Raw genomic sequence first — 21,971 nt, forward strand, 5'->3', positions numbered from 1 at the left:
AATCCTGCCACCCCGACAAAAACCTTTGTATATTTACAAAGGTTTTTTTTATACATTTATTTCATGAAATCTATCTTAGGTAATAAAGAATCTTTTGTCTCATACTCCGTTGCTTTTCTATTTATTTTAATCATGATTGGAGCGGCAATGATTTATAGTGATAAAGAAATCATTTTACCAGAAGTTGCTGCTTTATCTGTCGGAATTTTAACGTTTCGAGAAAATAAATGGCTACAACGACCATTTCATATTTTTTTACTTCCGTCAATTACAGCTATTTTAGGATTTGGAATTAATTTTTTACCAATTATATTATCATTCAAATTAGCATTGGTATTAGTTGCGATGTTAATTGTCTTGAAAATTTTTAAAAGTCAACTTGCGCCAGCATTAGCTACAGGATTATTACCAATTGTTACAAATGCAGAATCTTTTGTATTTCTATATGCCATATTTCTATTTGTCTTTTTACTTTTTCTATCAATAAAAATATTCAAACTAAAACCAACTGAAAATGCAGTTCCAATGATTTACACAAGCCACAACAGATGGTTAATTGGATTATGTATAGTTTGGTTTGCAGCTTGTTATTTTAGTGGATTTGCACACTTCTCTGCTATTCCTCCTATTATCGTAATTTCTTTTGAATCTTTAAATAATCCAACATTAAAATTAACTGTACGTTTAAAACGTATTCTTGTGATGTTTATGGTTACAATGGCTGGTTGTTTGACAATGCATTATCTTGATAATTGGATAATTATTGGCTTAATCGATTTGATTGTCGTAATGTTTATTTTGAAATTAACAGATTTACGCTTACCTCCTGCTTTTGCAATGGTTATTTTACCAATGATTTTACCTTCTGACTCGATAAAATATTTACCTGTTGCAACATTAATCATGAGTATATTTTTTATGCTATCGATTTATATTATTCAGAAAGTTGCTTATCCAAAAGCGATTGATTTCAAATAAAAAAGTCATCCAAACTTGAATGACTTTGTAGCTATTTTTAATATGTTTCTTCGATTGATTTTACCATATTATAAATGAACTCATTGTAAGGTGTCGGAATATTATATTGTTTTCCTAAACTGATAATTTCGCCTGCAAATTCATCCACTTCCGAATATCGTTTTGCTTCGCGATCTTGTAACATCGAAGTTTTACCAAATTCATCCACAATTTTCATCGTAGATTTCATTCGATCCACTTCTTCTTGACCAATTGCAACTCCATGCGCATTCCCAACCGCAAGAACTTCATTAGAAATCATATCCATTAAAACCTCGAGATATTGATTGGTACGAAATTGTCCATATAGAAACTCCAACAAAAATGTCAATTGATTTCCGACAACATTTACCAAATATTTCCCCCACTGCGCTTTCTGAATATCATCCGATAATTGATTTGGAATTTCAGCAACATTCATCAATTCATGTAAATCGACTAATTTATCATGATTAATTGAATCCATTTTCCCAAAAATAATTTTTCCTATACTCGAAAACGTCACGCGATTATCAACTTTTACCGCATCCATGTACGCAACTGCATTCACCACACGATCCCATCCAAAATGATCTGCCAAAACACGTTCAGAAGAAATTCCGTTCATCAAACTTACAATCATTGTGTTTTCACCAACAAAAGGCTTCATATCTTCTATCGCTTGCTGTAAATGAGAACTTTTAACGACTAAAAATATATAATCTGGATAATTATTATCCTCGATTTTTGTCACATAATTAAAATCATACGCTTTATCATTCACAAAAATTTGAGATTCTTCGTATCGATTTTTTCGCTCTTCATCTACAATTACACTTACAATTTCTGGATTATATTCATAAAAACTCGCTGCATATTTTGCTCCTAAAGCTCCCAATCCAAGAAAATAAATTGATTTCATTTTTTTGTTATTTAGAAGATAAATTTAAAATAAAATCTACAACATTTACGAATTTAAGTCTTTGAAAAAATTTAATATTTCGGTTATAATTAGTTTTGATAAACTTTTGACAATTCTTTTGGATTGAGATACAAATAATAAATCAAATTACGCAAATCATCAAGATTTGAGCTAGAATCTACAGCTATTTCATTGTCTTTTTGAAAATTCTTTTTCAATACATCATACAATTGATTTATTTTCTTCCAATCATCTTTTGCAGCAATTTTTTCAACAGATTTGTTATTCGTCGATTTTGCTAATTGTGAGGGCGTTTTCTGAATCACTTCAAATAAAACATATAGATTGTTGACATGATTGATATAATTGTATGTTTCATTTACGGCAAAATAATTCAGAAGAGTTTTCTCTTCATCCGAAATTTTCAAACTAGAAATTAACTTCATTTCCTCGCCCAACCATTCATAAGCCGACAATCCAATTTGAGAAGCATTTTGCGTTACAACCATTCTTGGAATTGGTTCTGCATTTGCAATTTTATTTAATGTAAATTCTGTTTTTTGATTCAAAACATCCAATCGATTATTTGCTGGAGCAAGACATTTCAAAGCATAATCGCAATTATATCCTAACGTAATTATCTCCTCAAGTTCAGAAAAAATATCGGCAGAAGTATCATTGTTGAAACTCTCAAAATTTTGCAAACAATTATCTTGATATTTTTCTTTAAAATCATTCATAGAAGAATAATCTTTTTTATCATCATCCCAAATAAGATTAAAATTATAAGCAAAAACATTCACAAATTGCATCGTTTTACTTTGTGGATTTTCATCAACAAATTTTTGATATACTTCTACTTTAGGAGATTCTGTATCGCAATCATCCATCAACGCAATTAAAAATCGTTCGTTAAGTGGAGTTTTCGTTCCAAATTTCTTTCCAACAGATTTTTTAAATTTCTCTTTATAGTCAACAAAATATGATTTTTGATTATCATTCAACACAAAATAAACTTCGAGTTCAGAAAGAAGTCCAACTTTCTTACCTAATTCGATATTATTATCCAACAAATATTTTTCGAAAGTAGAATAATCAATTCCTTTTTCTTTCGTTTTTTCTAAAATCGTATCATCAGGATAAGCCCTCGAACCAAAAGGCAAAGAATATAAAAAAGGACCATCTGCAAAAAGTTGAACAGAGGTAAATAGAGTCAATAGAAAAGTAAAAAGTAGTTTTTTCATAAGGTTGATTTTTATAAAATTAGAAATTTTATTGAATATTTTTTTAAGTTTTAGATGATTTAACATGAATAAAAAAGCGTTACAAATCATTTTCTTAATATTAATTCAAACAAGACAATTCTTCAAATTGTTCTTTTTAAAAATAGTTTTTACATATATTTAACAAATTAATACATCACACGTGAGTCAAATAAAAAATACCGAGGAAAAAGAATTGCAAAGAGGTCTTACAAACCGACATATTCAATTGATTGCTTTAGGTGGCGCGATTGGAACTGGTTTGTTTTTAGGAATTGGACCCGCTGCTGTTTTAGCTGGACCATCTGTTATTTTAGGTTATGCAATTGCAGGAATCATAGCCTTCTTCATCATGCGTCAATTAGGAGAAATGGTTGTAAACGAACCTGTTTCAGGAAGTTTTAGTCATTTTGCATATAAATATTGGGGATCTTTTGCTGGATTTGCTTCTGGTTGGAATTATTGGATTCTTTATGTTTTGGTAAGTATGTCTGAGTTGACTGCAATCGGAATTTATGTACAATTTTGGTGGCCTGATATTCCTTTATGGGCTTCAAGTTTGTTCTTTTTTATTGTGATTAATGCTTTGAATTTAGGATCTGTAAAAATGTTTGGTGAAGCTGAATTTTGGTTTTCTATCATCAAAGTAATTGCGATTATTGCAATGATTATTTTTGGGGCTTATCTGTTAATAAGCGGAACTGGAGGTGAACAAGCAACAATACAAAACCTTTGGAACAATGGAGGTTTTTTCCCTAAAGGTTGGTTATCTGGTAATAGTGAAGGTGGTTTTAGCGGATTATTTGCCGCAATGGCTCTTATTATGTTCTCTTTTGGAGGTTTAGAATTAATTGGAATCACAGCTGCTGAAGCTAAAAATCCAGAAAAAACAATTCCGAAAGCAACCAATCAAGTAATTTATAGAATTTTAATCTTCTATGTAGGAGCATTAATTATCTTATTTTCGTTAGCTCCTTGGGAAACGATCACGGATAAAAGTAGTCCTTTTGTGATGGTTTTTGAGAATTTGAATCATTTGAAACTAAATATTTTTGGTAACACGATTGATTTTTCAAAATTAATTGCAAACGCACTAAATATTATCGTTTTGACAGCGGCTTTATCAGTTTACAACAGCTCTGTTTACAGTAATAGTAGAATGTTGTATGGTTTGGCAGAGCAAGGAAATGCACCTAAATTCTTGAAAAAATTAAACAAAAATCACGTGCCTGTTATGGCGATTTTAGTTTCATCTTTTTTCGCTGCAATTTGTATTTTGATTAATAAAATAATTCCAGAAAACGCCTTCCATGTATTGATGTCTTTAGTGGTTTCTTCGTTGGTAATTAACTGGATTATGATTTCGATAACACATCTTAAATACAGAAAACAAAAGAATTTAGAGAACACAAAAACATTATTTCCATCTTTCTTGTATCCTATCAGTAATTACATTTGTCTAATTTTCTTATTTGGAATTTTAGTAATTATGTGGTTTACAGGACTTAAAATTTCAGTGGAATTAATTCCAGTTTGGTTGGTCTTCCTTTACATCGCTTATCGAATTGTAAAAGAAAATAAAAAGAAAAATTCTTTAAATAAGTAAACAAAAAATCCGCTCAATGAGCGGATTTTTTAATCGACTTTGGTTGCAAAGCAAACCTATTTTTAAATATATTTTTTGATTTCTGTAACCAATTGTTCTTTTGGTCGCGCTCCACTTTGTTTCCATAATAATTCACCATTTTTGAAAATGGCAAAAGTCGGAACTCCTTGCACTTGATATCGTGCAGCTAAATCTTGATATTTATCAACATCCACTTTTAGGATTTTGACATCATCTCCCAATTCTTCTTTCACTTGTTGCAAAACTGGACCCATCATTTGACAAGGACCACACCAAGTTGCAAAAAAATCTAACAAAACTGGTTTATCTGAATTAATAATTTCTTCGAAAGTCATTGTTTTTGATTCTTCTTTGTTATTTGATTGATTTTTATTTCGGTTGAATAAATTTTTAAACATCTTTATTTTTTCTTCTTAAATATACTAAAAAAAGCACTTCCGAAGAAGTGCTTCATAATTAGCTTTACTAATTATTAACCTAACCTATGAAAAATTTATTCTACTGTTAGTGCTACTAACATTTAGATATAATCAAAACAAATACCAAGTTTAAAATACTGACAATCTGTTTTTTATATTTAACATAATTTAAGAAATAGGTTAACGCAAATATGTTTTATTTTAGAAATTCTACTATAATTCACACACAAATTTTGGATTAACTGACTTTATTTCAGCTATCACTGACATTATTTCTTCTTTGGTTGAATTATCTTCCAATCTTTTCAATTGTTCCGAATTCAAACCAATCATTTGTATAAATGTAACTTTTCCATGCGGCGTATCAATTTCATCTAAATCATCATCCTTGATAAAAGCCAAACCAACAATGTCCGTTTCCGAATCTGTACGAATTGGACCGCCTAAAGGCAAAAATTGGTATTCATCAAACCAAACTTTTGTTTCATTCACAAAACGTCCCAAATTATTCATTAATTGAACCACCCAAAAAGGATCTTCACCATTATCATCTTTAACAGGTTTCACACGGAAAGAAAACTCAAATCCCCACTTACTAAAATCTGCACCTACGCTCTCTTCCGAATAGTACAAATGTGACATTCCGTAACTCACCAAATGATAATAACCATTAACATCAAAAACCGCAACTCCATCAATTGGATCATCACCTCCTTGAAAAGACATCACCTGCGGCGAATAAAAACGCGGTTCTAAAGTCCCATAAACTTCTTTTAAGCGATTTTCAATCGCAATTGCACCAACCGCTTGATCTGATTTATATTGTTTTTTGTATTCTTCTAAATTCATGATGCAAAAATAGTTTATCCAATCTTAATTCTCAGTTAAAGACATAAAAAAAGAGAGCTTCTTGTTAGAAACTCTCTTTTGTAGTAGCGAGGACCGGACTCGAACCGATGACCTTCGGGTTATGAGCCCGACGAGCTACCTACTGCTCCACCTCGCGATTTAGTAGCGAGAACAGGACTCGAACCTGTGACCTTCGGGTTATGAGCCCGACGAGCTACCTACTGCTCCATCTCGCGTTATTGGACTGCAAATATACGTTCATTATTTAAAATACCAAACATTATTCGAAATTATTTTATTTTATTCTGACAAAAAACAAATAAAAACCATGTAAACTACTGTAATAAAGTGATTTATGTGATTTTAAATATTTAAAATATTTTAAATTATTTTTTAATTAACTTTAATTGGTGGATGATTTTCGATAAAATCGATTGCTAAATCAGCACTATCTGTTAAAAATAGTAACTCCTTATATGCTTTTCCTATTGCTAATTGATGCAAAACCGAATAAATCGCCGTATCTTCTACATATCTTTTCTTACTCAAAAAAATCATTGGACTGTAATATCCTGAAGTTCCATAATGATTTTGCGCTGCTTCCTGAAAAATTTCTTGTGTTGTTCCAGCACTTCCAGGCGCATAAACCAACCCGAACAAACTAATTGTTAGCAACATATCTTCTCGAATACTATTAGAAAAATATTTCGCAATATTCGTTGCAAATAAATTACTCGGTTCGTGACCATAAAACCATGTTGGAATTGCTAAACTTTCAGCACCATTTGGATAGATTTCTAAAACTTTTTTAGCATTCGTCATAAAATTCTTCGCCAAATATTCAGTTTTATCTTCATCAATAAAGTCTAAATCAGCCAAAATACTAATCGCATTCATCAAATCTTCATCCGAATAATTTGCCATATAAGCTCCTAAATTAGCAGCTTCCATAATTCCAGGACCTCCACCAGAAACAACAAAATAACCTTTTTCAGTAGCCAATTTCGCCGCTTTTGCAGTTTCATTATAAAACTCCGAATTTCGCGCAGTAGAATGTCCGCCCATAAAGCCAACCACTTTTTTCTTCGTCATTCCATTATCATTATATTCCAAAATTCGACGCAAACCATCATCAATAGACAAATCGTGTAAACGTTGCGCCAAAGCTTCTGAAACAGACGGATTATATTTATGTTTTTTGAAATGTTTATAAATTTTAAGATCTATACTTTGGTCATTATCCGGATCATAACCTTCCATCAACTCTTGCCAAGTATACAATTTTCCACGATATGGATTATAGGGAACTGATTCAAATTTTGGATAAACGAATGCTCCTTTTTCGATTAAATAGATTGCTTCATGTTGTTTAAACTTACAACCCAAAAACGATGTATTACATAAATTATACTCTTCCCAATTGATTTCTTGACGCAAAAAATTAACATCTTGAACTACTTTATCGGTTAAATCTTTGGTTTGAGAAACTAATTCATTCCATTCTGATAGATTATGAACTAAATCTTTGATTGGTTTTATTTTCATTCTTATTTCTTACTTCATTAAAAATTCGGAAAAATGAATTTACACGAATTATTCCAAACCAACGAATTCGGCACAATAAATCTGCAAATTTTCATTTTTCTAATTTATATTTGCATCAAATTCGTGCTCATCTTAATGGGGAATCGTGTGCAAATCACGAACTGTCGCGCAACTGTAAATCAATATTTTTGACAAGTCAGAATGCCACTAAATTGAGTTAATAATTAACCAAAAACTTTCGCGAAAAAAGTAAAAATTATGTTCTATGAAATCATCAAACCACCACAAAAAAACATTATCAACTCAAAAATTAATTAAGAAAAGTAACGTGTAAATATATGATAATGGAAGTGGAAAAAACACCAAGAGAAGAGTTGATTGAACAACGCATCATCAATTCTGAAACTCGCATTTTTAAAGCTGTTTTTCCTGGAGATACAAACCACCACAACACAATGTTTGGAGGTTCAGTAATGTATTTGATGGATGAAATTGCTTTTATGACAGCAACTCGTTTTTGTCGCAAACCTATTGTTACAGTAAGTAGTGACAAAATTGATTTTAAACACTCAATTCCTGCAGGAACTATCGTAGAAATGGTAGGGAAAGTGGTACGTGTAGGACGCTCAAGTTTGGATGTACAAATTGATGTTTTTATCGAAAGTATGTATCGTGACGGACGTGATAAAGCGATTTCGGGAACGTTTACATTAGTTGCAATTAACGAAAACAAACGACCAGTTCCTGTTATTGACTAACACGAGCTATAGAAAATTTTTAATCCTTTATCTTTTTGATAGAGGATTTTTTTATGATTTTCAATTAATAATTGATAATATTCTAAAGGTTTCTTAGTTTTACATTAAACACAAGAAAAATGGAATTACCTTTTGCCGAACCATTTCGCATAAAAATGGTCGAAGAAATTTATCAATCTACTAGAGAGGAACGCGAAAAGTGGATCGAAGAAAAAGATTACAACCTATTTAACCTAGAAAGCCACAAAGTATTTATTGATTTATTAACTGATTCGGGAACTGGAGCAATGTCCGACAAACAGTGGTCTGCAATGATGACTGGAGACGAAAGCTATGCTGGTTCTCAATCTTTCTTAAAACTGAAAGAAACCATTAACACCATTACTGGATTTGAGTTTCTTTTACCTACGCATCAAGGTCGTGCAGCGGAAAATGTATTGTTTTCAGCTCTTGTAAAAGAAGGTCATGTTGTTCCTGGGAACTCGCATTTTGATACAACAAAAGGTCATATCGAATTTAGAAAAGCGCACGCGATTGATTGTACTATTGATGAGGCTTTTGACAGCGAATTGATTCATCCTTTCAAAGGAAATATCGATTTACAAAAGTTAGAAAATATCTACAAAGAATACGGAAAAGAACAAATTCCATTTACATTAATCACTGTTACGTGCAATTCTTCTGGCGGTCAACCTGTGTCAATCGAAAATATTCGTCAAGTTCGTGAATTGTCTAATCAATATGGAATTCCAGTCTTTTTTGATGGCGCTCGTTTTGCAGAAAATGCTTATTTCATCAAAGAAAGAGAAGAAGAATTCAAGACAAAAACGATTAAAGAAATTGTTTTAGAAATGTTTTCTTACGGTGATGGAATGACAATGTCTGCGAAAAAAGATGGTTTGGTAAATATTGGTGGATTTATTGCACTGAATAATGAAGAGCTATATAAAATTTGCGGAAATTTCGGAATTATTTACGAAGGATATTTAAGTTATGGTGGTTTAGCTGGACGTGATTTAGCAGCTTTAGCACAAGGTTTGCAAGAATCGACAGAATATTCTTATTTACAATCGCGTATCAAACAAATTGAATATTTAGGGAATAAATTAATTGAATTTGGAATTCCAATTCAGCAACCAATCGGTGGACATGCTATTTTTGTTGATGCAGTAAAATTTTTACCAAATGTAACACGTGAAGAATTTCCTGCACAAACTTTGGGAATCGAATTGTACAAAGAAGCTGGAATTCGTGGTGTAGAAATCGGAACTATTTTGGCTGATCGTGATCCTGAAACGAGAGAAAATCGTTATCCAAAATTAGAATTATTGCGTTTAGCTATTCCTAGAAGAACTTATTTCCAAAGTCATATGGATTATATTGCAGTAGCTTTGAAAAATATTTTTGATCGACGAAATGAGATTAATTCAGGTTATGAAATTTCGTGGGAATCTGAAATTTTAAGACATTTCACTGTAAAATTGAAAAAGAAATAAATAAAAAATCCTTCAGATAATCTGAAGGATTTTTTTGATATTACCATCTCCAATCGCCCGAAATACGAAGTGGAGTTTCTAAATTTCCTTTGATTAAGGCTTCCTTAATTTCTTGTTCGTTCCAACGTTTTGAAGGAATTTCTTTCAAATTACTCAAACGATACAACAAATAGGTTTCCAAAATCACATTATTTTTCAAACCAATTTCTTCTACATAATCAAATGTATCGCAATTTGCGTGGTAACAATTTAACGCTCCTTTTGTAAATTGACTATCCGAAAGCCCAATAATAGGCACACCTTGCAACATAAACGGTTGATGATCTGAATGTAAATCTACACTCGCAAATGTTTTCAATTTAAAATCTGGAATCACTTTTTGCACATCATTCGCATAATCAGTTAAAATAGGCAAATTACTTTCCATTGTCGAATAATACGACTTTGGATTTGTTGTCATATCCATATTCGACATTGCTTTGATTTGATTGATAGAACCGTCTTTCAGCGCTTGATTAACGTAATATTTAGAACCTATCAAACCAACTTCTTCGCCCATAAATAAAACAAATTCTATTGTTCGATCATTTTGAAGATTTAACTTTTTATATGTTCTCGCAATATCCATTACAGAAAAACTTCCAACGCCGTTATCAATTGCTCCTGTAGCCAAATCCCAACTATCTAAATGTCCCCCAAGAACTATTTTTTCGTTTGGAAATTTAGAACCGATTTTCTTTGCAATAATGTTGCGACCTTTCATTTGTCCAACATCATTTTTCATTTCGATTTTAGCAATTTCTTTTCCTTTTGATAGTAGATCTTCTTTGATTTTCAATCCATCTTCTAAACTGATGTTAATTGCAGGAATTTTAATAATTTCTCCCGTTACAGAGGCCGTTCCTGTCAATAGAATTCCTCCAGCAGGACGATTAAACAAGATAATTCCTTTCGCTCCGTACTTTTCTGCTAAAGCTGTTTTTTCGGAACGATGTAGATTTTCGATTTCTTTTGGCGTTCCATCCAACAAACCAAGCGCAGCAAAAACAATCTTTCCTTTTACTTTATCACCAATCTTTTTGTAATCTTCTTCAAGTCCATTTCCTAAATCAATTAATTCTCCCGAAAGACTAACATTTGCTGGCGAATGCGCCAAAGCAACGGCTTTTATAGATTGATTATTGATTTTTAAATCTAAACTTTTACGATTCCAACCGCTAAATGTAAACTCTTGAAAAGACACATCATAACCATACGAACGCAACAAATTTGCTGCATATTCTTCTGCTATTCGTCCATTTTCTGTTCCTGTAGCTCGATGTCCAAATGTTTCGGTTGCTTTTCTTAATTGTTGATAAGCTTCAGAATTTTGTTGTACTTCTTTGTTAATCAAGTCTAAAACTTGTTGATTAGTTTGAGCAGATAAACTCATGGTTGTAGAGATTAAACCTAGTGTTAATAAAAATTTCGATTTCATGTGTGAGTATTTCTATAAACTTAAAAATGTTTTTGGAAATAGTTGATAGAATGGGAGGAAAATTTACTTAAAAAAAATAGTCCTCAAAAAATGAGGACTATTTATATGAAATTATAAATTATTTCTTAGTGAGCTGGTACGAAACGCTCTCTTGCATCTTGCAATAATTGTTCTGCTTCTGCTTTATCACCGTACCCTTCAATTGTTGTTGTTTTATTTTCTAAGTCTTTATAAACTCTGAAAAAGTGCTCAACTTCTTTCAATGTATGAGGATTCATATCAGTGATGTTTTCTAATTGGTTCCATGTTGGATCAGCAACTGGTACACAAATTAATTTTTCATCTTGTCCTTTGTCATCAGACATTTTAAGAACACCGATTGTTTTTACTTCGATTACACATCCAGGAACAGTAGGTTCTGTTAAGAAAACTAATACGTCAATTGGATCTCCGTCTAATCCTAATGTATTTTCTACGAAACCGTAATCAGCTGGGTAGAACATTGGAGAGTATAAAACACGATCAAAACGGATTCTTCCTGTTTCGTGATCCATTTCGTATTTGTTGCGAGATCCTCTTGGGATTTCGATGATTGCATCAAAAGTCATTGTAATATTCTTTTTTTTATTATTTATTTTCTAAAAATTCCAATCTAAACCGATTGTGATGCCAAATTTACGAACATCTGGCAAATTATTATAATTTCCGCGCCAATTAAAATCAACACGTATTGGTCTAATGTTTCCAAAACCAATGTTTTCGATCCCAAACCCGTATTCGTAGTATATTTGTTGATTTGGTGCAAAATATTGTATCGTCGAACGATTAATAGCTTTACTTTTCTCCGAAATGTCTCCGTAAGCCGCTCTCAAGAATCCTACTTCTCTTAATTTTAATTTTTTGATTAACGGAACTTTATTCAAAATCCAACCGTTAAAATGATGTTCCCAGTTCATCGTTACATATTCATCTGTTACAAATTCATAATAATCTAATTGTGAAAATGTACCATAAACTTGTCCGTAACTCTCATTTCCAGGTAACGCACTCATTAATGATAAAGGAACACCTTGAAATGTTTTTCCTGCTTCTACAGTTACCAATGATTTACCAAAAGATCCAATCAAAATTGGTTGTGTATATAAAAATTGTAATTTATCATATTCAAAATCTGAATTAATTACACCTTTCAATCCTTTTGTATAACGCAACATTAATGTTGGAGCAAGTGTTGTCATTTCGTAACGATCAATTCCATATTGCGAATATTTTGCACCTGGACGAGCAATTACCGAAACACTTACACTTGAATTTGTTAAAGTTTCTTTAATCTGACCATTTTTTTCATATCCAATCGAGAAATGTTCTGCATCTGCTGGTTTAATTAATTGATAATTTCCATCAACACGAAACGTTACATTTTTCCAAGGTTCTATCGACGCATACACATTTGTCAAATTATTATTACTCAAAAATGTATTATCTCCTTGATTGATGATTGATGACGAAGCAAAACTACGCGTCATAATTCCGTCAGAAGCCGTTAACGTTGCAGCCAATTGTTCTACATCACGTTTTGTTCCGATACCGACTTGAAAACGATTATATTTATTGAACATGTAACGAAAATCTGCTCCATATTTGAATTTATCATCTCGAAAACCATATGCCAAGAAACCTTGCGCACGCCACATATCATTTTGCGAAAAATATGTACGAGCTCCAGCTCTCAAACGGAAACCTTCGATTTGGTTGTATCCAAAAGATGAATATAAATTCCCGATATCAATTGCATTTCCGACATTGTAATATCCAGAACCAAAAATCTCGATTGCTTTCACAATATTATTGAATTTTGGTACTTTATTTAATTGCTCTAATGTTTCGTAAATACCTTCTTGATCTTTCGTTAAAGCTTCAGGACGATTTTCTGCCCAAAACTGATTATCTTTTTCGTTAAGCGCTGCTTTTGCTGGATCTAATTTCTCGTAATAAAAAGCTTCGGGATGTGTTGTATCGAAATCGTAATTGTAATAATTCACCGTTTTATGCGCAAAAATTCCTTTCGCACTTTCTTTTTTACTCAACAACGACATATCCAACATCGCGTATTCTTTCTTTGGATAGAAAATAGAATCGTTTGGAATATCATATTCTAGATTCATGAAAATATTACGTACAAAATTCACGTTCATTTCTTTCGTTGTTTCCATCACAACCTCTTTCACCGCATAAGCATCTTTCGAAATATATAATTCTCCTTTAAATGTCAATTCGCCTTCGCGACGCGGATAATATTTGATTCGATAAGATTCTATTCCATCTACATCAACTGTATCTTTCAATTCGTAATCATAAACTGCGAAACCATCTGTTGCAATTGGACTCACAAATTTGATGTCTAAAATATTTATACGATTATCATAAATATCAATATCACGGAAAAGATTTTTTACCGTAGAAGCAACCACTTCATTTTTCTCGAAACCTGATGTTTTATTCGCAATTAATTCGCGACGCTCTTTTGTTGAAGGTTTATTAATTCCCGCAACATTGTAAATTGACTCATTCAAGAAAGCTGGTAAATATGTTTTTCCGTTGATAGAAGATGTATCTACTTTCTCGAAAACAAACTCCATTCCTTTAAAAATCTTACGTTTCATAAAAGTTGAATCGATATTACTAATATCAAATTGCAACTTTTCGTATTCGTCGTACTGATAATGAGGAGCTAATTTTAGCCCATTTTTCTTTTTACGCTTCCATACTTCACGCAAAATAGCATAAGCTGGATTTTCTTTCTTTTTAAGACGTTTTTTCTTTGCCGAAACAACTGCTGTTTCTAAATCTACCGTTCCGTTATCTTCTACTTTCGTGTCTTCTTCTGCTAAAAATAATTGAGCAATAAAATTATAATCGATTTTATTTTCGATTACATAATCAGAAGTTTCGTATCCATTTTTTGATACGACAATTTTATTTGCATTCGAACTAGATTCGATATAAAAAGTACCATCAGAGTTTGATGTTGCACTTACTTTAAGTTCTGGTAAACGAATATCTGCGTAAGGAATAGGCTTCTGAGTTTCAGAATCGATGACCTTTCCTTGGATTTTTACTTGCGCGTGCACAGACGCTAGAACAACTATAAAAAAAGCTGTTATATAACTTTTCATCAATAAGATTTGGTTAAAAAAAATAAAGTCTAGCAAAATGTATGCTAGACTTTACAAATATAGTTTATAAATCTTAATTATTTATACATCACAGCTTTTACAGCTTCAACTACATCTTTTGCATTAGGAATCCAAGTCTCATACAAGTTTGGAGCATAAGGTGCTGATGTATCTTTTGTTGTGATACGTTTGATTGGTGCATCTAAATAATCAAATGCTTTTTGTTGAACCATATACGTAATTTCTGAAGCAACTGAAGCGAAAGGCCAAGCTTCTTCTAAAACTACTAAACGATTTGTTTTCTTAACAGATTTGAAAATTGTATCATAATCTAACGGACGAACTGTACGTAAGTCAATTACTTCAACAGAAATTCCTTCTTTTGCTAATTCATCAGCAGCGATGTAAGCTTGCTTAATAATTTTCCCGAAAGAAACTAACGTTACATCTGTACCTTCACGTTTGATTTCTGCTTTACCAATTTCGATTGTGTATTCTTCATCTGGCATTTCCATTTTATCTCCATACATCTGTTCAGATTCCATGAAAATTACTGGATCGTTATCACGAATTGCAGATTTTAATAAACCTTTTGCATCATAAGGGTTTGAAGGAACAATTACTTTAAGACCTGGTACATTTGCATACCAATTCTCAAAAGCTTGTGAGTGTGTTGCACCTAATTGTCCTGCAGAAGCAGTAGGTCCTCTAAATACAATTGGACAGTTGAATTGTCCTCCTGACATTTGATAAATTTTTGCAGCGTTATTGATAATTTGGTCAATAGACACTAATGAGAAATTGAATGTCATGTATTCTACGATTGGGCGACATCCCGTCATTGTAGATCCAATTGCGATTCCTGAAAAACCAGCCTCTGCGATTGGTGCATCAATTACACGTTCTGCTCCAAATTCGTCTAACATTCCTTTCGAAGCTTTGTACGCTCCGTTGTATTCTGCTACTTCTTCTCCAATTAAAAATATAGATTCATCGCGACGCATTTCTTCACTCATTGCCTCTGCGATTACTTCTCTAAATGTTTTTATAGCCATTTTATGCGATTTCGTTCTTTATTATATTTTTTCCTAAAGCAAATGTAATAAAAAACTTGCGAATTATTTAAAACGAATTCATTCAATAAAAAAATCCCAAAATAATCTAAAGTATTTTGGGATCGAAAAATAGTTGAAAAAGAATGTAATCTATATTTTAGAACCAGCCTTTGTGACCTTCTACATATGTTTTATCAAACTCTTCATCAGATTTTGTTAAATAAATAATTCCTTCAATAAATCCAATAAGTCCAGCAAATCCAAATGTTACAAAAGTTGCAATAATTTGAATAATACCTTCTTTTGTATAGCCTAAATAGAATTTATGAATTCCTAAATATCCTACTAAAATTCCTAAAATTCCGGCAATGATTTTTTTCTCTGATTTGTACGGTTGATTGTTTTCCATAGTTTTTAAAGTTTAAATAAATAATTGTTTTTGTTGGTTACAAATTTAATTTGTCCATCTTTCTTAAAAATCACTAGATATAATGATTTTGAATATTGTACAAATAAAATAAATCTGATCTTAATTTAAGGTTAACGATTTAACAATCTACTTTTTATAAAATCAATTCCTTTTATTTACATTTGCACAAAATGGTGCTCAACGAGTGAGTTAAAAGGGAATTTGGTTCAATTCCAAAACTGTCCCCGCAACTGTAAATTCTAACATACTTTTTGTAAAAGAATAAGTCAGGAAACCTGCCATTGCTAACAAATTAATAGAAAATGTTTTCGGAGGAAAAACAGATTTTAATATGAAAAAACTTTTTCTTTGTTTTAATCTTATCGCTGGAATTGCTTTTGCACAGACGGATACCATCAATTTGAAACCTTTGATTTTGAATGATGCTTTTCTTAAAAATCATTACAAATCTCAAAGTATTATCAAACTTAATGATAGTATTTTGGAACAAAACCCTAATCAACTGACGCAAGTTTTACAAGCGCAAACGCCAATTTATTTTAAAGAAAATGGTAGAGGAATGGTTTCTTCGCCTTCGTTTCGTGGAACTTTGGCTTCGCACACAGCGGTAATTTGGAACGGAATAAATGTCAATTCGCAAACAACAGGGCAAACTGATTTTAATTTATTTGCAAGTAATTCGTTCGATGGAATTTTGGTAAAACCAGGCGGAGGAAGTATTGCGTACGGAACAGGTTCTATCGGCGGTACAATTCATTTACTGAATAAATTTGAGTATGAGAAAGGTTTACAGCAAAAAATCAATTTAGGATACGGAAGTTACGATACATGGTCGGGAAAATATCAGTTGAAATATAGTACAGAACAATTTAGTTCTTCAATCGATTACGAACGAAATCAATCTGATAATGACTATAAAATTCCGAATCATATGAAGAAGAATTTGAACGGAAAATATTATTTCAATACAATTAATGGAAATTTTGGTTATAAAATCGACCCTAAAAATGAATTGAAACTTTATTCGATGTTCAATTTTGGAAAGCGCGAATTTCCTTTGGTTGATATTGGTTCAACGCCTTCTGGATACGAAAACCAGGATTATCGTTTGATGACAGAATGGAATTTCAATCCAAATGAAAAGTGGCAATCGCAACTAAAATTGGCTTATATCCGAGAAGAAAGCAGTTATTTCAACAATATTCACAAATCTTATTCGGACGATTTACAGGTTGATAATTATATTTTAAAATATTATCTGAATCATCAAATCACGAATAATTTTGAGCTTTCACTTTTATCTGAAGCCAATTATAATCAAGGGAATGGAAATAATTTGACCAAAAGTGATCAAAATTCTATCAATTTTGCCTTAATCGCGAAGCATAAATTATCAGATGTTTTGGAATACGAAGCGAGTATTCGCCAAGACTTTTCTGATACATACCAAAATCCTTTTATTTATTCGTTAGGTTTTAATTATCGTCCAATACATTCGTATCAATTGAGAGGAAATGTTTCGAAAAATTTCAGAAATCCAACGTACAATGATTTATTTTGGAAAACTGGCGGAAATCCAGATTTGAAATCAGAATCAGCTTATCAATTTGAATTAGGAAATGATTTTATCAGCAAAAATTTAAACATTCAAACCAATATTTTTTATAATAAGTTGAGTGATATGATTCAATGGATTCCGAGCTCGCAAAACAGTTCTTATTGGGTTCCTGTGAATATCAACAAGGCAGAAACCTATGGTTTTGAAATGATTGGGAATTACAAATGGAATGCATTAATTTTCAATACAGTTTATGCATATACCAAAACAAAAGATAAATTTAAAAATAAGGAATTGATGTATTCCCCAAACCATAAATGGACGGCGAGCGCTCAGTACACTTACAAACGTTTATCTGCTTTTGTACAAAATATTTATACAAGTAAAGTTTTTACCGATTCGAAAGAAGAAAGAACACTTGATAGTTTTTGGCTAACGAATTTAGGTTTAAATTATACGATTTCACCACTTTATAGCGTTTCTATGAGAGTGAATAATGTGTTTAACCAAGAATATCAAACACAAGAAAATCGTTGGCAACCAGGCACAAATTATAACATACAAATACAAATAAAATTTTAAAAAACTATGATTAAATTTAAATCAATCGCACTTATAGCCTTGGCAGGAGTATTTTTACAATCTTGCTCAAATGACGATGATGGACCAAACAATGATCCTGAAAAAGGAAATTATTCGAAAGGAGTTTTTATTTTGAATGAAGGAGGTTTCAATTCAGCTAACGCAGAAATCACTTATTTTGATCCAACAAAAGATGTAAGTACAACAAATCCTATTCAAGAAATTTTCAAGACTGCGAACGCTGGTGCGCAATTGGGTTCTGTAGGACAAAGTATGTATTTCAAAGGAAACAAAGCTTATATTGTTCTTAATGTTTCTAATAAAGTAGAAGTTGTTGACAACACAACTTTCAAAAAAATTAGTACAATTCCATCATCAGATAATATGAGCAACCCTCGTTATATCGTTTCTGATGATCAATTTTTGTATATCTCAAACTGGGGAGATCCTAATGTTACGACAGACGATTTTATTGCAAAATACAAAATCAGTGATTTAACTTTCGTAGAAAAATATAAGGTTGACGAAGGTCCAGAAAAAATGATTCTTGACAATAACAAACTTTATATTGCACAAAAAGGAGGTTGGGGAACAGGTAAAACAGTTACAATTATTGACCTTAAAACAAATGATAAAAAAAGTATAAATGTTGGTGATGTTCCGACGGATTTAACAATTCAAAACGGAAATTTATTTGTCCTTTCGCAAGGTGTTAATTGGGGAACTACTACAAAAGGAAAATTGGTTCGTTATAATTTAACTTCAGAAGATAAATTAGAAATGAATTTTCCTGATGGACAACATCCAAATTTCTTAGTTGCAGAGAATAGTAAATTGTATTACATCGTTAATAATTCTGTTTATTCTATGGCTACAAATGCGACAGCTTTGCCTACAAAAGCAGATTACATAACAGGAGCTGATAATGTATATGGTTTTTATGTAAAAGGTGATACTTTTTATGTTTTAGACGCAAAAGATTACAATTCTAATGGACGATTATTAATTCAGAATGCACAAGGAGGTCTTAAAAATCCAGCAATTACAACTGGAGTTTCACCAAATTCTGTTTACATCAAATAATATTTCCTGAAAAATCAACATAAAAAAATCTGAAGTTTAGACTTCAGATTTTTTTATGTTCTTTATTTTGAAAATGGTTTGTGAATTAAACACAACAATCGCGAGTAAAATCAAACTATAACCGATCATTTGCATTGGCGAAACGGCTTCTTTGTAATAGAAAATTGCCAAAACAAAATTCATAATTGGATTCAAATAAATTAAAATTCCAACGGTTGAAGAGTCAATTCCTTTTAAAGCAAAATTGTTTAAGAACATTGGAATGATAGTGAACAAAATCACAATCATCATAATACATTGATAGAAAATTGTTTCGGTCGGAATTGGTCCCGAAAAGATGAAAACCAATGGCAACATCAGAATAGCTACAATTAATAATTGCGTCATCAATAAATTGAAACTATCAAAAACATTCAAGCTTCTCTGAATAATGATATACAGTGCAAATGTACACGCAACAATCAAACTATAAACCAAGTCTATAAGATGACCTATACAAATAACCAAACATGCTAAAAGACTAATACCAACTGCAATCCATTTTATTTTGGTTAAATGTTCTTTCAGAATAATGAAAGCCAAAACAGTTGTAATAATCGGACAAACTAAGTAAGAGAGCGATGCGGCTTGCACACTAATATGATTCATTACGATAATAAACATCAACCAATTTGTCATCAAAATCAATGATCCGCCAACAATTAAACTTCCTAATTTTTTCTGTTTCTTTTTATCAAATGATTTGAATAAATCATAATCAGCTTTCATCTTATTACGTCGAAATCCAACATTAATGACCACTAAAAAGAAAACGGAAACATACAATCTGAAAAATAAAATATCCAAAGGTGGATAACCGGCGATCGGTTTCAATCCGAAACTAAAAAATCCCCACATAAAGTAGGTTATAATGGCTGCAATGATATATTTTGATTGATTCATAAAAGAGGCGTCAATTTGTACAAATGTATCGAATATCCAATTTGGAAATGATTATTTTTGCCTTAAATTTTATAGAAATGGAAAATCTTTTTACAGACGAATATTTTATGCGAATCGCCTTTAACGAAGCGGTTACAGCTTTCGAGCGAGACGAAATTCCAGTTGGAGCTGTGATTGTTTGCAACAACAAAATTATCGCGAAAGCACATAATCTAACGGAAACATTGACTGATGTTACAGCGCACGCTGAAATGCAAGCGATTACGTCAGCAGCAAATTATTTGGGTGGAAAATACTTACAAGATTGTACATTGTATGTAACTTTAGAACCTTGTGTGATGTGCGGCGGAGCATTGTATTGGAGCCAAATCTCGAAAGTGGTTTATGGTGCTTCGGATGAAAAACGCGGTTTTAAGGCAAAAATTGGCGAATTACATCCAAAAACTGAAATTGTTTCGGGAATTATGGAAGATGAATGCGGTCAATTGATGAAAGAATTTTTCCAACGCAAACGTTAAATCGATTTCAATATCGATAAAACTTCGTCATAATTTTCTATAAAAGCCATGTGTCCACCATCAAATTTGTACAAATGAATGTTAGGTAAATCTGGAATTAAGGTTAAAAATAATTCAGGATTAACCGTTTCATCATTCAGTCCAACAATGATATAAATTCCACCTTTGAAATCATACAAAATCGACGAACGATCTGGACGCTCACGCATTCCTTTCAAAGCTGCACAAACGCCTTCGATTGGAGTTTTCAAAGCAATTTCTTTTACAAACTTCAACTCATCTTTGAATTGCTCACGATGATGCGCCGCAAATAAAGTAGGCATGCTAAAACTCACCAACGCATTGAAATTTTTACGAGCTGTTTCACACGCTTTCAAACGTTGATTTTTCTTCGCTTCATCATCTGGCAAAGTCGAAGAGTTGATCAAAACAATATTTTCTACACGCTCTGGAAAAAGTTCAGCCAACGCGCACGTCACATAACCACCCATCGAATGTCCAACAAAAGTTGCTTTTTCTAGATTTAATTCATCCAAAACCGCAATCACTTTTTCAGCCATTTCTTCCATCGTATTCACCTCTTGCGAATTTTCAGAATTTCCATGCCCAGGCAAATCAATTGTAATAATTTGCACTTCTTTCTCAAGATTTTTTCGTAAATTATTCCAAATTAAATGACTCTCTAAGAAACCGTGTAAAAACACCAAGGGTTTACCGTTTCCTGTATTTTCGTAAAACAACATATAGTTTGGTTCAGAATTTGTAATTAACTAATGTACAAATTTACAATAATGAAAAAATATAGTCCCATAATAATACTATCAATAGCTATTGGTGCTATTATCATTTATTGTATGACAAGTAATCAGACAATATCAATAGGAGAAACGACTCAAAAAGTAGTCAAAAAAGATTCTTCTTTTCAAGAAATTGCTTTGGCTACACCAAAGATTACGAATAATTCTGAATTGAAATTAATTCATGGAAAAGGTGAATTTGTGATTGAAAAAGAAGCGAAAGAACAACAAACTTTTAGTTTTAGAAATGATTCTTCTTCCTCTGTTTATATTCAAATTATTCCTAAAAATAAACTCGGAAACATCAGAATTAATCAACTTATCTCTCCAAATAATGAAAAAGATGGTCCTTTTGGACAAGAAATCAATTATGATTTAACCGAAAAAGGCTTATATCAAATCCGAATTGGCGAAAGTTTGATGCAAGGTGATCCATTTGAAGGAAAATATACCTTGAAATTGCAGTTAAAATAGTTACT

Annotated in this window: 20 protein-coding genes, 2 tRNA genes and 2 riboswitches; of the genes, 8 read left to right on the forward strand and 14 right to left on the reverse strand. The window is 31.8% G+C overall.

Annotated elements, in window-relative coordinates; all coding sequences use genetic code 11:
* The first annotated feature begins 63 nt into the window (after nt 1-63).
* Nucleotides 64-978, forward strand: a complete 915-nt coding sequence (locus tag B4A23_RS15440; protein ID WP_291121244.1) for a hypothetical protein — start codon at nt 64-66, stop codon at nt 976-978.
* 37 nt (nt 979-1,015) lie between these two features.
* On the opposite strand, the gene B4A23_RS15445 is transcribed toward B4A23_RS15440, so the two are convergent.
* Together B4A23_RS15445 and B4A23_RS15450 are read right to left on the reverse strand one after the other, a co-directional pair.
* Nucleotides 1,016-1,918 carry a ketopantoate reductase family protein gene (locus tag B4A23_RS15445; RefSeq protein WP_291121246.1) on the reverse strand — a complete coding sequence of 301 codons (903 nt, stop codon included), beginning with the start codon at nt 1,916-1,918 and terminating at the stop codon, nt 1,016-1,018.
* A gap of 89 nt (nt 1,919-2,007) precedes the next feature.
* Nucleotides 2,008-3,162 carry a hypothetical protein gene (locus B4A23_RS15450; protein ID WP_291121249.1) on the reverse strand — a complete coding sequence of 385 codons (1,155 nt, stop codon included), beginning with the start codon at nt 3,160-3,162 and terminating at the stop codon, nt 2,008-2,010.
* Between the two features lie 190 nt (nt 3,163-3,352).
* Here B4A23_RS15450 and B4A23_RS15455 point away from each other — a divergent pair, with 190 nt between their 5' ends.
* Nucleotides 3,353-4,786: an amino acid permease gene (locus tag B4A23_RS15455; RefSeq protein ID WP_291121523.1), complete on the forward strand. Its 1,434-nt coding sequence runs from the start codon at nt 3,353-3,355 to the stop codon at nt 4,784-4,786.
* A gap of 62 nt (nt 4,787-4,848) precedes the next feature.
* Here the strand turns inward: B4A23_RS15455 and trxA are convergent, their stop codons facing one another.
* The 5 genes from trxA to B4A23_RS15480 all read right to left on the reverse strand — a co-directional run bounded on the left by trxA (nt 4,849) and on the right by B4A23_RS15480 (nt 7,620).
* Entirely contained in the window at nt 4,849-5,205 is a 357-nt protein-coding gene (gene trxA, locus B4A23_RS15460; protein WP_084106970.1) for a thioredoxin, read from the reverse strand.
* A gap of 234 nt (nt 5,206-5,439) precedes the next feature.
* Entirely contained in the window at nt 5,440-6,075 is a 636-nt protein-coding gene (locus B4A23_RS15465; RefSeq protein WP_038337160.1) for a suppressor of fused domain protein, read from the reverse strand.
* An 84-nt stretch (nt 6,076-6,159) separates the two neighbouring features.
* Nucleotides 6,160-6,232: transfer RNA gene (locus B4A23_RS15470), tRNA-Met, on the reverse strand.
* A gap of 6 nt (nt 6,233-6,238) precedes the next feature.
* A tRNA-Met gene (locus tag B4A23_RS15475) sits at nt 6,239-6,311 on the reverse strand.
* A gap of 157 nt (nt 6,312-6,468) precedes the next feature.
* The gene (locus B4A23_RS15480) at nt 6,469-7,620 is read right to left on the reverse strand and encodes an LOG family protein (protein WP_291121251.1); all 1,152 of its coding nucleotides are present in this window, start codon (nt 7,618-7,620) and stop codon (nt 6,469-6,471) included.
* Between the two features lie 128 nt (nt 7,621-7,748).
* Nucleotides 7,749-7,835, forward strand: a riboswitch (adenosylcobalamin-variant (AdoCbl-variant) riboswitch).
* Nucleotides 7,836-7,964: 129 nt separating this feature from the next.
* On the opposite strand from B4A23_RS15480, the gene B4A23_RS15485 reads away from it, so the two are divergent.
* Together B4A23_RS15485 and B4A23_RS15490 are read left to right on the forward strand one after the other, a co-directional pair.
* Entirely contained in the window at nt 7,965-8,378 is a 414-nt protein-coding gene (locus tag B4A23_RS15485) for an acyl-CoA thioesterase (RefSeq protein WP_114998110.1), read from the forward strand.
* A 119-nt stretch (nt 8,379-8,497) separates the two neighbouring features.
* A complete protein-coding gene (locus B4A23_RS15490) occupies nt 8,498-9,874 on the forward strand; it encodes a tryptophanase (protein ID WP_291121253.1) in 1,377 nt (458 codons plus the stop codon).
* Between the two features lie 40 nt (nt 9,875-9,914).
* Here B4A23_RS15490 and B4A23_RS15495 read toward each other — a convergent pair whose 3' ends face one another.
* The 5 genes from B4A23_RS15495 to B4A23_RS15515 form a co-directional block, all read right to left on the reverse strand.
* Complete coding sequence (locus tag B4A23_RS15495) at nt 9,915-11,351, reverse strand: M28 family peptidase (RefSeq protein ID WP_291121256.1); 1,437 nt, start codon at nt 11,349-11,351, stop codon at nt 9,915-9,917.
* Between the two features lie 125 nt (nt 11,352-11,476).
* A complete protein-coding gene (locus tag B4A23_RS15500; protein WP_038336778.1) occupies nt 11,477-11,959 on the reverse strand; it encodes an inorganic diphosphatase in 483 nt (160 codons plus the stop codon).
* A 30-nt stretch (nt 11,960-11,989) separates the two neighbouring features.
* Nucleotides 11,990-14,527: a DUF5686 family protein gene (locus B4A23_RS15505; RefSeq protein ID WP_291121258.1), complete on the reverse strand. Its 2,538-nt coding sequence runs from the start codon at nt 14,525-14,527 to the stop codon at nt 11,990-11,992.
* 77 nt (nt 14,528-14,604) lie between these two features.
* Entirely contained in the window at nt 14,605-15,582 is a 978-nt protein-coding gene (locus tag B4A23_RS15510) for a pyruvate dehydrogenase complex E1 component subunit beta (RefSeq protein ID WP_114998120.1), read from the reverse strand.
* Nucleotides 15,583-15,739: 157 nt separating this feature from the next.
* On the reverse strand, nt 15,740-15,991 hold the full coding sequence (locus B4A23_RS15515; RefSeq protein WP_291121260.1) for a TM2 domain-containing protein: 252 nt from the start codon (nt 15,989-15,991) through the stop codon (nt 15,740-15,742).
* A gap of 175 nt (nt 15,992-16,166) precedes the next feature.
* A riboswitch (cobalamin riboswitch) is annotated at nt 16,167-16,309 on the forward strand.
* Between the two features lie 34 nt (nt 16,310-16,343).
* Here B4A23_RS15515 and B4A23_RS15520 point away from each other — a divergent pair.
* Nucleotides 16,344-18,152: a TonB-dependent receptor plug domain-containing protein gene (locus tag B4A23_RS15520; protein WP_291121262.1), complete on the forward strand. Its 1,809-nt coding sequence runs from the start codon at nt 16,344-16,346 to the stop codon at nt 18,150-18,152.
* A gap of 6 nt (nt 18,153-18,158) precedes the next feature.
* Complete coding sequence (locus B4A23_RS15525) at nt 18,159-19,235, forward strand: DUF5074 domain-containing protein (RefSeq protein WP_291121264.1); 1,077 nt, start codon at nt 18,159-18,161, stop codon at nt 19,233-19,235.
* Nucleotides 19,236-19,271: 36 nt separating this feature from the next.
* Here the strand turns inward: B4A23_RS15525 and B4A23_RS15530 are convergent, their stop codons facing one another.
* Nucleotides 19,272-20,177 carry an EamA family transporter gene (locus B4A23_RS15530; protein ID WP_291121266.1) on the reverse strand — a complete coding sequence of 302 codons (906 nt, stop codon included), beginning with the start codon at nt 20,175-20,177 and terminating at the stop codon, nt 19,272-19,274.
* A gap of 77 nt (nt 20,178-20,254) precedes the next feature.
* Here B4A23_RS15530 and B4A23_RS15535 point away from each other — a divergent pair, with 77 nt between their 5' ends.
* On the forward strand, nt 20,255-20,695 hold the full coding sequence (locus B4A23_RS15535; protein WP_286473803.1) for a nucleoside deaminase: 441 nt from the start codon (nt 20,255-20,257) through the stop codon (nt 20,693-20,695).
* Here the strand turns inward: B4A23_RS15535 and B4A23_RS15540 are convergent.
* Nucleotides 20,692-21,438, reverse strand: coding sequence for an alpha/beta fold hydrolase (locus tag B4A23_RS15540; protein WP_291121268.1), 747 nt, complete (start codon nt 21,436-21,438; stop codon nt 20,692-20,694). The two genes, B4A23_RS15535 and B4A23_RS15540, sit on opposite strands and share 4 nt — an antisense overlap.
* A gap of 48 nt (nt 21,439-21,486) precedes the next feature.
* On the opposite strand from B4A23_RS15540, the gene B4A23_RS15545 reads away from it, so the two are divergent.
* Nucleotides 21,487-21,966 carry a hypothetical protein gene (locus tag B4A23_RS15545; RefSeq protein WP_291121270.1) on the forward strand — a complete coding sequence of 160 codons (480 nt, stop codon included), beginning with the start codon at nt 21,487-21,489 and terminating at the stop codon, nt 21,964-21,966.
* Nucleotides 21,967-21,971: the final 5 nt, after the last annotated feature.

The organism is Empedobacter sp. UBA7248, assembly GCF_002472945.1.
Lineage (GTDB): Bacteria > Bacteroidota > Bacteroidia > Flavobacteriales > Weeksellaceae > Empedobacter > Empedobacter falsenii_C.